We start from the raw sequence: 11,424 nt of genomic DNA, 5'->3' as shown, positions 1-11,424 counted from the left end.
TCCCCACTTTAGGACAAACCGGCGACTGTGTCGCCGTGGAGCTTGACATGTCCAGCGTCCCAAAAGGCGTCCAGGTAAGCTAGGGCCATGTTTGGGAAAATAGGCCGCTCGTACTTTAGATGATGGGCCAACTTAAGAAACTCATCCTTGAGTGCTTGCTCAGTAACGCCGCTTGGTTGGCCTTCCAGCATGGATCGCAAACCCTCCACCATGGAGCTTCCAAACAGCGTTTCTTCCGGATACGTCCACCGGAGATCATCCGTGAATCCAATGTAACTCTTGACGCCGATTACCGGTCTGACGACGGAACGCCCGAGGGCCAGCGCTGACTTGCATGCCATCGCGATTACCATTTTTCCCGTCAGTAGATCGGCATTATCAGAGTCGATCAAGGATTCATCGTTCCCGCGAAGGCTGTGCCAAGTGCCGTGACCGAAGAAGAAGAGAGCGTCGGGATTCTGTGTCTCAATATAAGTCTCCAATTCCTGGCGATTGCTAGGTGCTAGCGGTGTAGCTCCCGGCAGGATCACATGCATTTCCCCCGCCTCGTCTCCCACCAAGGAAGCCCACGAGGCCAGGACCTGAGCATCGTCATCATTTGCCGGAGCCACCAGCATGATGGACGCCATGACTATCACCGCGTGTTGTGTCAGGTGACGTGAAATCCTTTATTATTTCGTCAAGGGGGACGAAATTTCTCCCGTATTCGATCAATTGCAAAATCCGGGTTCCATTCTCATCGTCAAAGCCGTTTGTTACGGCCCTAGCAGCTTCCTGAGGGGATAGAACGTTTCCGCTGCCCAATTGCAGCGCAGGGCTATTCGGGGCAGGGTGAGAGTCCGCCCAGACCGCTATGGCCTCGACAACTCGTTGTTGTTCATCCGGAGTCAGCATGCGTTTCCTGGCCTCAGGTTCTCAATCGGAGGTAGGGGGAGGGGCTTCGTATTGGCCCTCATTTTGGGAAGCGATACCCTCTTTTTTCAGAGGTTCAAGTTCAAGCTTGAGGCGGTGAGTCTGCCCCCGGGTTTTGCTCGCTTTTGCACCTAGCGCCAAGACGCTGAACTTGATTCCGCCTCCGCCTTCCTTCTTTCCCTCGACGACCAGTTGCATCTCAACTTCTGCCTTGCCGAGTGCGAGCATCGGCCCGCCAGGCGCCTTTGCGGCGTTCAGCCTTGCCTTGGCGAGATCCTCGCGCAGCTGGTCCAGTACGGAGACAAGATCAATGGTGTCGTCAGGCATTGGTGCCTCCGAAGGAGGTTGCCGATCTACCTCCGAGTCTCCCACTCTGCGATAGCGGGGCAAGTCCAAGGTAGCTGGAGGTCTAAACCGGGGGTCCGGCTTTGAGCGGCTATGATGCCAAACCCAATGCCCGCACTCTAGGGGTACCTACGTAAAAATTTCGCTAACAGTGGCTCCGCGCTTAACTCTCGTCGGGCTTAAGTGAGTTGGCGGCCATTCCTTCTACCCCCGTGATAGCGCGATCACCCGGAGTTGCCATCTATGTGCGCACTGCGAAAGTAGCTGTGACGCACTGTTTGAAAATGGCTACTTTCTGAAGTTGGGTTGGGTGCTTTGGGAGCTCGGCGGTCAAACGCAAGCAGCTCCATCCTGTGATCATAAAGCCGGCCCGAAGTTCGCCGATGTTCCGGAAGGGGTAGGGGCGGAGGACTAGACGATTCTTTCTGCATGCCTGCCGGTGTGAGGCAAGGGTGCGCAAGATTCGTTTGTTACGACGAGGCAGGAGGCAGACCGCGCCGCAGCGGCGGCGCACGCCGAGCCGTGCGCTGGCCTTAAACACGACCTCAAAGGGAAAGTTATTCATGCTGTTCACGGGCTGCCTGCGGGCGTAAACCTAGATCCAACGCCGCGGAGGCAGCGAACCCTGGTGAACGGGCTCGTGCGCTGATGGATGAGACAGAGTTTGCGCAGCCCCTGTCCTGTCGTCGCCACCTGCCTTGTGTCACGAAGGGCTGTAACACTCGGGGTGACGAGAGAGGAGGACCGTGTCGTGCCTATCCATACAGGTCAACGGCCTGGCGCGACACTGCGACAGGTGCGACACCCCACAGGTGTTACAGCCTATGGGGTCCCCGAGGGAAGCCGACTCGGCTACTGCGGCAGGAATCCGGGCTTCTCTTGGCCGAGCATGCGCAGCCGCGTGAGGTAGTCCTGTGCCGCCTGTTCGGTGCTGTACCGACGCTTCATCTCGGCAGCAAGTTCGCGGCTGGTCATGATGAGTGAGGGCACCGACTGACGGTCGCCTTGGAGGGCGCGTTCACCCATGATGAGGGCTTGCTCTAGGTCGCCCTCGCGGGCAGCCGTAACTCCGAGCGTGACGCGGGCTTCCGCATTGCGCATGGGGCTGCGCTCCGTGCCGTCGAAGTCCGTTCCGGCCCTCAGAACTTCTTCTGCGAGCGTGCGCGCGAGTTTGTCTTCGCCGACCAGCCGGTAGCAGTCCATCGAGTAGAAATCGAACTTGGCGGGGTCCACCACGAAGTGGTTGTCGAGGTTCTCGGGGTGCGGCATGCCTTCGAGCAACTGGCGCCCCTTGTCCAGGGCAACCTCAACCTGCCGGCGGTCTCCGAGTCGCGCCCATGCCTTGGCTTCCTGGCCCGCAAGCTGTACCGCTACTCCGTGGTGCTTCGCTGCTTCCGCTCCCGCCTGCGCCGCCGCGATGACACCGCGATAGTCGCCAGTGGTGAGGGCGAACCATGCCCGCATTTCATGGGCCCACCCGGCTACCTCTGCGTGGTCCGATTCAGTCGCGAGCGAGAGTGCGGCCCGTCGCGTCGACTCCGCTGCGTGCCGGTCTCCGGTGTCGTACTCGACGCAGCCGACCAGGAGCGCGAGCCAGCCGGACAGCGCGAGCACCTCGCGGTGCTGGGCAAGCGTGAGGCTCTTCGTGTGCAGTTCGACGACCCGGCGCAGCCACTGCCGGCCTTCGATGAGGAGCTGTTCGCTCGGCATGAACGGATACTCCGAGCACAGCCGGTCTGTGGTGATCCGCAGTGCATCGAGTGTGGCGCCGTCGACATCGGATCGGTTGAGGCGGCTGACGATCTCCAGCGTCTCCATGCCGCTCGCCGCCAGGATCTCCCTGTCCCCGTCACGGCGTGATGGCGCCGGGAAGAGCGCGTGCGTCACGGTGCCGAAGACGGCTGCGATGATCGGCTGGTAGAAGTCGTTCGGCGTCTGGCCCGACTCCCAGCGCTTCCACTGGCGAATCATGCTGTCTTCAGCGGGCAGCTCCGTGGGAGCGTGAGCCCGCAGGGCTCGGACTGCGTCCCGCTGCGACCAGTCGCGCGCCACTCGCTCGGCAGCGATGCGCCGTGCCCACGCGGGCCTGTCGTCGGTCATACGCCCTCCTCTGAGTGCCTAGTCCGAGTCTCTCGCGTGAGCCAGGGGGACAGGGAAGGGGACAGAGGGGTGTCACCGGACATGTCCCCTGGTCCACATGGTCGTCCCCGGGCTGTCACTTACGTCACACCCTCCGTTCTCCGCATGCTGGTTGCAGATCACGCACCACCCGGCGCGGAGCGACTTTCGAGCGCTTCGAGCCGTTCAGCCAACGCCTGAATCTGGGAGCGGATTTCCTTGATGTCGTCACGCACGTCGCTGTTGGGGGCAGACCCGTCGCTGACGAAGTTGCCGAGGTTCCCGGCCGACACGATCAGTCCCTCGGTCCGGAGTGCAGATAGCCCGTTCTGGATGGTCTGGCTCGCGTATCCGAACCGGTCCATCAGCTCACGCTGTGACGGGAGCTTGTCCCCCGGCTTCATCCTCTTGATGTCTTCGCGAAGCGCGTCCGCGACCTGCACTGCTTTCGGCTTGGGCCCTCCTGTGGCAGTCATGCTCTGAGCCTACCTACCACAGCGAACTAGAGCGCATCACCCCACGGGGGTTGTGGACCACAGCAGACTAGTGCAAGCTAGTCAGTAAGCGTCGCCCAGACCCCGGGTGGCAGCGGATTGACCTGCGGGAACGCCCGGAGGGCTCCGTGAAACGGGCTCGAAGGAAGCGCCAGCTCTTTGACAACTAAATGGGGATCATGCCGCCTCTCCTCGGCCAAGTAGGCGGCGCACGCGGGTTCTGGCCCGTGTGCCGTACAGCGCGAATCGCCCTGATGGTCGTAGGCCGGGTTCGACTCCTGGTCAGGGCGCCGCCCCGCCGTATTTGCGGCCGGGGCCCGGAGCCATCGCCGTCTCACCACATGCCTGCGGTCGCTCCGGCTCCACGTCCCTCCGATCAGGAGCCCGTATGCATACCTTCATCGGCGGCCATCAGGCCGTGAATCACCTCGACTTCGTCGAACTTGCTCTCGGCACTCCGGTTGAACTGTGGCTCGGGGTAGAGGGCGAGACCGAGTTGGAGCGGGCCGCCCGTCTGGATGCGGCTCGCGACATCCTTGCCGACGACCCGACCCTTCCCGACGACGTCAGCCGGATCGCCGCCGAGGCGATTGAGGCGTACGTCCCGGAGCTGTTCAACGTCGTTCCGTTGTCCCGGCCCGCGGGCCGCCGCCGGCCGGTCACCGGCAAGGGGGCAGCGGCATGAGTGCCTCGGAAGCGAGCCTTTCCGCTGCTCATGCGGAGGTAAAGGCGGAGATCGCCCGGACCGACACGAAGACTTCGCTGCTGCTGGCCTTCGACGGTGCGTCGCTCGCCGGTGTGTGGACGGTCGCGACCGGCATCCACCTCCCGCCTGCGGCCCTGGTGGTTGGCGGGGCCGGGGCGGCCCTGCTGATCACCGCCGTGGCCGTACTGCTGCGGGCGGTGCGACCGAACCTTGGTGGTGCCCGGCCGGCGGGCTTCCCGTTGTGGGCGACGCTCACGCCGGGGGAGATCCTGGCCGACCTGGAGGGGGCGGAGAGCCGCCAGGCGCAGCACATCGCGGTGCTCTCCCGGATTGCGGTGGACAAGTTCCGCCGCTTGCGGTGGGCGGTGGACCTGACCCGAGCGGGCGGTGTGGTGCTGGTCCTCGCTGCGCTGATCGCGGTGGGAGGTGCGCTGTGAGCACCGCAGGCGACACCGTCCGCCCCGTCGCGCCAAGTCTGAGCCGCTTGGAGACCGCGCTGCTGGCGGCCGTGACAGTGCTGGGAGTGGGAGTCGGCGGGCTCGGTCTGGCGTCCTCCTTCCAGGCGGTTTCCGCGGCTGGCGCCCGGTGGGGGTTCGCCACACCGCAGATCCTGCCGATCGGCATCGACATCGCCATCCCGGTGTTCACGGCGGTCAATCTGTTCTTGATCCGTATGGACATGCCGCTGACCTGGGTGCGATTCGTGCCCTGGGCACTGACCGCGGTGACGTGCTGGTTGAACGTCGCGGCCGGGCACTCGCTGTCGGCGAAGGTCGCTCACGGCACGATGCCGCTGCTGTGGGTGGTTCTCTCCGAGGTAGCCGCCCACATCTACGCCTCCCGCATTGGCGCCGTGACCGGCCGACGGATGGAGAAGATTCGCCGCTCCCGTTGGCTGCTGGCCTTTCCTTCCACGTTCGCGCTGTGGCGGCGGATGACGCTGTGGGAGATCACGTCCTACTCCGAGGCTCTGGAGCGTGAGCGGGAGCGGCAGTTGCGCCGGGCCGAGCTGCGGGAGCGGCACGGCTGGCGGTGGCGATCGCAGACCCCGCGTCGGGAGCGGGTGCTGCTGAAGCTGGGTGAGCTGACCCCGATCAGTCAGGAACTGTCCCCACCCCTCGGTCCTGAGGCGCCGGAGACACAGCCGGAGGCACCCAAGCCGCCGCGCAACCGCACCACCCGAGCCAAGTCCAAGGCCAAAGGGGCCAAAGCGCAGCGGACCCCGGCGGAGCTGCTGGCCGAGGCGCGTGAGGCCACGGCTAAGTGGGCCGATGACGCGGTCAACGCCGAGGCGATTCGCACCACCCTGCACTGCTCGGCAGCCAACTCCCGCATCCTTCGTGACGCACTGCTGAGCGAGCGCGCCGAAGCCGCCCGCTTCCGCCCCGAAGCCCGACCCGTCGAGGCCCCCTACCAGTCCGCCGAGACCGAGCACAGCGAGGGAGCAGCAGCATGAGTGCCGAGAGCCTTACCCGCCTGGTGCCCGCGATCAGCACCCTTGACCGCCTGGCGGACACCTTCGGGCACCTGCCGGCCACCGACATGAGTGTCCACACCGCGTACGACCCGCAGCTTCGACGCGACCGCGCGGCCGTGGTGATCAGCGTGCACGACGGGTTGTCTGACTTCGAGCTGTGGCGCGAAGCGCTGGGCATCCGGCCCGAGGCTGTGACCTATCGGCTGCTGCCTACGGGGGAATCGCTGACTGCCGAGACGGAGTGGGACGGCACCTGGGTTGAGGTCCACGGCTACGGCCCGCCGCCGGTCACCGACGCGCTGACCATGAAGGCGGTAGCGGCATGAGCACCCTGTTAACGGCCATGGCTGCCGCCGGTCCGCTGGCTCTCGGGTGGAGTCTCCACACGCTGTGGATGCGCCGTCGCCTGAACGTCGCCCGCCGTGATCCGCTCACGGGTCTGCGGACCCGCGAAGGCTTCACTCACCGCGCCAAGGCTCTGCTGAAGGACCGGCGGGCTGTGGTGGTGCTGGCGGACGTGGACCGCTTCAAGCAGATCAATGACGACCACGGCCACGCGGCGGGTGACGCGCTGCTGAAGGCGACTGCGGAGCGGCTCGCCCACTACGTCGGCACTGCTGGCGTTGTTGGGCGGCTCGGTGGGGACGAGTTCGCGGCGGTACTTATCGACCGCGACGGTACCGCCGGGGAACTGCTCGCCGTCCTGCACCGTGTGCTCGCCCGCCCCGTCGACGGCCTGGATCCGGCCGTGCACACCACGGTCTCGCTGGGCTGGGTGAGGGCCGCGGAGCACCCCGGCGAGGAGATGTCGGGGTTGCTGCGGCGGGCGGATGAGGGCATGTATGCGGCCAAGCGAGCCCGTGCCGCTGCCCGCCGGCCGGGGCTCGGTGGTCTGCTCGCTGCTTTGGCCGGACGTCGGGCCGGGCGCCGGGCAGCCCGCGCCGCCATGCCGGTGGCGGGGGTGGCGGCGTGGGGTCTAAACCGATCGCCGGCGCCTGCCTCTTCCGCGCCGTCATGGCGGCCGCGGGGTGGCGCTGCCAGTGCACCGGAGCGTGCGGTCAGCCGCACGCCCAGTCCGACGGGCGGTGCCCGCGTCAGCACGACGGCTATGTCGGCAAGCACGGCGGCCCCGTACGGCTGATGGCCGCCCCGACTGACCTGACCATCACCGACCGCCAGGCTGCCGGTCTCCTCGCTGGGGAGCTGCGGGCCTGGTGCCCCGGCTGCCTCGCCGCCGCCCGGCGGATGGCGAAGCAGCAGATCTCTATCCCGACCACGGATCAGTGCGGCCTGTTCGACCTGTAGTCGACGGGGCCCGGTCACAACCGACCAAGACAGCGGCCGGGCCCCGTCACCCTCCCGATGGAAGGAAGCTTCAGTGAAGCACCCCGACGACGAGAACGAACTGTTCAACCGGCTCGAAGCCGAAATGACCGGCCCTGAGTCGGGCGATGTGGTCGACCTGAACAAGGCGCGCGCCGCCCGCACCGAGTCGACCGACCCCACCCCCGACCGGTCGCCCGACTCCCGCGCGACCGAGTCGGCCGATCCGAAGGCGGGGGAGTCGGACGACTCCCGCCCGACTCTGGTGGACCGTCCGGTGCCGACCGAGTCGGGCCCGGGACTCCTCGACCGGATCAAGGGCGCCAAGCGACTCGACGTCATCCCGCCGTGGATGAAGTCGCGTGCGGAGTTCAAGGAAGCAGCGGGCTGGATCGCCGGGCACGTCGGTCACACCGCCGCTTTCCACGGCCTGCGCGTCCCCTTCCTCTACGCCCCCAAGCTCGTCTGGCGCTCTCCCCGCGGGGCCCTGAACACCCTGGCTAAGATCGGCCGTTGGGCCGTGGACGCCGAGGGTGAGCCGCTGCGGCAGGCCGAGGCCCGGCGCGAGAACTCCGAGATCTACCTCAAGCTCTCCCGCCAGCGCGACCGCCGCGTACGTCTCCGCGTCCTCGTGACCCTCCTCGGAGCCCTCATCACGCTCGCCGGGATCCTCTACCTGGTCTACGGCGCCGACCCGGTCACCCAGTTCATCGCCACCCTGGTGGGAGTGCTGACCTTCGGCTGGCTGGGCGCGCCGGCCGATGCGCCGCTGGCAACGCGGGCGGTCATCAAGAGCGAGGTACAGAAGCTCACCAGCGACATCGTCATCAAGGCCATGGCTTCCATCGGCATCGGCCAGATCGCCTCCGCGGTCGCCAAGGGACAGGACGGCATCAAGTTCGTCTCCCCGATCACCCGTGAGGGGCCGGGCTGGCGGGCGGACATCGACCTTCCCCTGGGCGTCACGGTCGCCGACGTCGCCGACCGCCGCGCCCGACTCGCCTCCGGTCTGCGGCGCCCGCTGGGGTGCGTGTGGCCCGAGGCCGACCCCAACGAGCACGAGGGCCGACTCATCCTCTGGGTCGGGGACCGGGACCTTTCCAAGACCGGCATCGTCAAGTGGCAGCTGGCAGGCGCCCGGCGTCACGACATCTTCAAGCGCATTCCCTTCGGCATCGACCCGCGTGGTCGGGCCCAGTCGGTTCCGCTCATCCAGCACAACGTGCTCGCTGGGTCGCAGCCCGGTCAGGGCAAGACCGCCTCGGTGCGCGTGCTCGCCTGCGGTGCGGCCCTGGACCCGTCGGTGGAATTGTGGCTGCACGAGAACAAGGGCACCGGTGACCTGGACTCCCTCGCCTGCGTCTCGCACCGGTTCGTCTCCGGCATCGACGACGAGTCCATCAAGTACGCGGCTGATTCCCTCAAGCTGCTGCGCGAGGAGGTCATGCGCCGGGCCGCGGCCATTAAGAAACTGCCGCGGGATCTGTGCCCCGACAAGCGCATCACCCGCGAGATCGCCGACAAGCGCTCGCTGAAGCTCTGGCCGCTCGTCGCCATCTTCGACGAGTGCCAGAACCTCTTCGCCCACGCCAAGTACGGCAAGCAGGCAGGCGAGGACGCCGAGTTCATCATCAAGCTCGGCCGCGCCCTGGGCGTGATCCTGGTCCTGGCCACCCAGCGCCCGGACAAGGACTCGCTGCCCACCGGCATCAGCGGCAACGTCTCCATCCGCTTCTGTCTCCGAGTCGCCGGCCAGGTCGAAAACGACATGATCCTGGGCACCAGCGCCTACAAGAACGGCGTCCGCGCCACCGCCTTCCGCCCCGAGGTTGACGCCGGAAACGGCTACCTCGCCGGAGCCACCGCACTGCCGGTCGTCGTGCGCACCGCCTACCTGGACGACAACGCCACCCACACCATCGCCCAACGCGCCCTCGCACTGCGCAAGGCCGAGGGCACCCTGTCCGGCTTCGCGCTCGGCGAGGACACCGAGACCCCGGCCGGGCCGACCTACGACCTGCTCGCCGACATCGCCGCCGTAGTCCCGCTCAGCGAGGAACGGGTGTGGAACGAGCGGATCGCCGCCCGGCTCGCCGAGCTGCGCCCGGAGGTCTACGGCGGATGGAAGGGCGAGAACGTCACCAGCGCCCTCAAGCCCTACGGCATCAAGACCCGCGATGTCGCCGGCATGACCGACGACGGCACCCGCACCACCCGCCGCGGCATCACCCGTGCCGACCTCACCAAGGCAATCGCGGAGCGTGACGAAAACCGGGGCGCCGCATAGTCCCTGCGGGGTGCTGCCGGTAGCAGGGTCACCTGCTACCGGTAGCACCCCACATCCCACTCCACCAGCGATCTAGCGCATAGCACCCCACCAGCGGAAACCTCGAAAACCGCCCTGGGAGGGCCCTCATGACCCCCATCGCTGCTGCTGTCACCTGCCTGATGGTCGTCACGTTCTGTTACGCAGCTCTGTGTGTGATCAGCCCGTTCGGCAACTGCCGCAAGTGTCGTGGACTGGGCTTCCAGACCAAGACCGACCGCAAGGGCCGCCTCAAGCGCGGCAAGGACTGCCGCCGCTGCAAGACCACCGGCAAGCGCATCCGACTCGGCCGCTGGCTGTTCAACCGCACCCAGCGGATCTACCGCGACGGCACCCACTAACCATCGGAAGGAACCCCGCTGTGGCCCTCACGATCCCGCTCGTCCTGCTCTTCGGCGTCGTCCTCGCCCTGCTCATCCGCTTCAAGGCCCTCGGCGCCGGAGCCGCCGTCATCGCGGTGCTCTTCGGCTTCTACCTCGCCGACACCGGCGCCCGCCACACCATCAACCAGCTCATCTCCTCCCTCGCCCACGCCATCGGCAACTGACCCAACGGAGACCACCATGACCGCCACGACCGCCGGGCCCACCGCCCGCCACTGGCTAGCGGCAGCAACCCCGAAAGCCGCACCCGCCGTCGCCACCTCCACCGTGCTGATCCTCGCCCGCATCTGGAACGCCAACGGCGCCGAACACTCCGTCGGCAACGCCGCCTTGATGACCGTGCTGGCTGCCGCAGCGGCAGCGGCCGGCGCGTGCGCCTCGGTCGGACACGCCGGTGATGGCGTGCTCGCCGGAACGGCGTTCGCCGCGTCCGGCGGGCTCGCGCTGGCAGGTGTCGCCGGGTACGCCGACGGGCTCTCGCTGCCGCTGGTGCTGTGGGCTCTGGCGACCGTCATCGCCTACGCGCTGGCGGCCCGCTACTGGCGCACCGACCGCCGCGAAACTGTCGCCCACGAGCGGCACGTCAGCGAGCAGCGCGAGACGCGCGCCCACATCGAACGTGTCGAAGCCCTGCGTGCCGGAGCCCAGATCGAAACCGCCCGAGTCGGCGCAGCCTACGCCGATCAACTCGCCACGGCCTTGGTCACCCGCGCCATCTTGCCCGGCTTCGACCCGGCCGCACTGACCAAGGCCGGTCTGCCCGAACTCCCCACCTCCACCCACCCCACCGAAAGCGAGTGATCCCCATGTCTGTGGGCGAGACCCCCATCACCATCGTCGGCAACCTGGCATCAGACCCGGAACTGCGCTTCACCAACACCGGCGACGCCATTGCCAGGTTCTCCGTCGCCTCCACCCCGCGCAGCTACGACAAGGCCACCGGCCAGTGGCGCGACGGTACCGCGATGTTCCTGCGCTGCACCGCCTGGCGCGACCTGGCCAACCACGTCGCCGAGAGCCTGACCAAGGGCATGCGCGTGGTCGTCACCGGCCGCCTGCGCCAGCACAACTGGCAGACGGACCAGGGTGAGAACCGCTCGATGCTCGCCCTGGAAGTAGACGACATCGGCCCCTCGCTGCGCTTCGCCACGGTCAAGGTCGACCGCGTCCAGCGCAACGGTGCCACCACCGGCCCGGCCACCGACGCGTGGAACACCGCCGCCCCGCCCACGGCTGGGTCCGCCCCGGCCTCCGGGGCGGGGTTCAGCGACGAACCGCCGTTCTAGATACGCCCGGGGTGGGCGCCGTCTCACCACAAGCCTGCGCCCACCCCGGCTCTC

The 11,424-nt window shown here is 67.0% G+C and carries 14 protein-coding genes and 1 pseudogene; 11 read left to right on the top strand and 4 right to left on the bottom strand.

All coding sequences use genetic code 11. The features are described 5' to 3' along the window. Positions 1-8: 8 nt before the first annotated feature. From ACFV1J_RS18640 to ACFV1J_RS18625, 4 genes are all read right to left on the bottom strand, one after another. Positions 9-629 (bottom strand): hypothetical protein, encoded by a 621-nt coding sequence (locus tag ACFV1J_RS18640; protein ID WP_385859381.1) that lies wholly within the window; start codon positions 627-629, stop codon positions 9-11. A 286-nt stretch (positions 630-915) separates the two neighbouring features. Beyond that, complete coding sequence (locus ACFV1J_RS18635; RefSeq protein WP_385859379.1) at positions 916-1,239, bottom strand: trypco2 family protein; 324 nt, start codon at positions 1,237-1,239, stop codon at positions 916-918. Between the two features lie 870 nt (positions 1,240-2,109). Then, positions 2,110-3,357: an XRE family transcriptional regulator gene (locus tag ACFV1J_RS18630; RefSeq protein WP_385859377.1), complete on the bottom strand. Its 1,248-nt coding sequence runs from the start codon at positions 3,355-3,357 to the stop codon at positions 2,110-2,112. 158 nt (positions 3,358-3,515) lie between these two features. Beyond that, complete coding sequence (locus ACFV1J_RS18625; protein ID WP_385859375.1) at positions 3,516-3,851, bottom strand: winged helix-turn-helix domain-containing protein; 336 nt, start codon at positions 3,849-3,851, stop codon at positions 3,516-3,518. 406 nt (positions 3,852-4,257) lie between these two features. On the opposite strand from ACFV1J_RS18625, the gene ACFV1J_RS18620 reads away from it, so the two are divergent. The 11 genes and pseudogenes from ACFV1J_RS18620 to ssb all read left to right on the top strand — a co-directional run bounded on the left by ACFV1J_RS18620 (position 4,258) and on the right by ssb (position 11,370). After that, a complete protein-coding gene (locus tag ACFV1J_RS18620; protein WP_385859373.1) occupies positions 4,258-4,554 on the top strand; it encodes a hypothetical protein in 297 nt (98 codons plus the stop codon). Further along, complete coding sequence (locus ACFV1J_RS18615) at positions 4,551-5,012, top strand: Pycsar system effector family protein (RefSeq protein ID WP_385859371.1); 462 nt, start codon at positions 4,551-4,553, stop codon at positions 5,010-5,012. Before ACFV1J_RS18620 ends, ACFV1J_RS18615 begins: the two co-directional genes overlap by 4 nt. After that, positions 5,009-6,031 (top strand): DUF2637 domain-containing protein, encoded by a 1,023-nt coding sequence (locus ACFV1J_RS18610; RefSeq protein WP_385859369.1) that lies wholly within the window; start codon positions 5,009-5,011, stop codon positions 6,029-6,031. Before ACFV1J_RS18615 ends, ACFV1J_RS18610 begins: the two co-directional genes overlap by 4 nt. Further along, positions 6,028-6,378 (top strand): hypothetical protein, encoded by a 351-nt coding sequence (locus ACFV1J_RS18605; protein ID WP_385859367.1) that lies wholly within the window; start codon positions 6,028-6,030, stop codon positions 6,376-6,378. The genes ACFV1J_RS18610 and ACFV1J_RS18605 overlap by 4 nt, the downstream gene beginning before the upstream one ends. Continuing rightward, positions 6,375-6,989 (top strand): annotated as a pseudogene (locus ACFV1J_RS18600) (GGDEF domain-containing protein); the annotation flags it as partial. The gene ACFV1J_RS18605 and the pseudogene ACFV1J_RS18600, both read left to right, overlap by 4 nt. A gap of 203 nt (positions 6,990-7,192) precedes the next feature. Continuing rightward, positions 7,193-7,357: a hypothetical protein gene (locus tag ACFV1J_RS18595; protein ID WP_385859365.1), complete on the top strand. Its 165-nt coding sequence runs from the start codon at positions 7,193-7,195 to the stop codon at positions 7,355-7,357. 73 nt (positions 7,358-7,430) lie between these two features. Next, positions 7,431-9,662 (top strand): FtsK/SpoIIIE domain-containing protein, encoded by a 2,232-nt coding sequence (locus ACFV1J_RS18590; RefSeq protein ID WP_385859363.1) that lies wholly within the window; start codon positions 7,431-7,433, stop codon positions 9,660-9,662. Positions 9,663-9,790: 128 nt separating this feature from the next. After that, complete coding sequence (locus ACFV1J_RS18585; protein ID WP_385859361.1) at positions 9,791-10,042, top strand: hypothetical protein; 252 nt, start codon at positions 9,791-9,793, stop codon at positions 10,040-10,042. A gap of 20 nt (positions 10,043-10,062) precedes the next feature. Continuing rightward, the gene (locus ACFV1J_RS18580) at positions 10,063-10,248 is read left to right on the top strand and encodes a hypothetical protein (RefSeq protein WP_385859359.1); all 186 of its coding nucleotides are present in this window, start codon (positions 10,063-10,065) and stop codon (positions 10,246-10,248) included. Positions 10,249-10,264: 16 nt separating this feature from the next. Beyond that, positions 10,265-10,885 carry a hypothetical protein gene (locus ACFV1J_RS18575; protein WP_385859357.1) on the top strand — a complete coding sequence of 207 codons (621 nt, stop codon included), beginning with the start codon at positions 10,265-10,267 and terminating at the stop codon, positions 10,883-10,885. A 5-nt stretch (positions 10,886-10,890) separates the two neighbouring features. Next, a complete protein-coding gene (ssb, locus tag ACFV1J_RS18570) occupies positions 10,891-11,370 on the top strand; it encodes a single-stranded DNA-binding protein (RefSeq protein ID WP_385859354.1) in 480 nt (159 codons plus the stop codon). Positions 11,371-11,424 lie beyond the last annotated feature (54 nt).

The sequence above is a fragment of the Streptomyces sp. NPDC059649 genome, from assembly GCF_042734445.1.
Taxonomy (GTDB): Bacteria; Actinomycetota; Actinomycetes; order Streptomycetales; family Streptomycetaceae; genus Streptomyces.
Note: the sequence above shows the minus strand (reverse complement) of the source record. Positions and strands in the feature narration are given on the sequence as shown.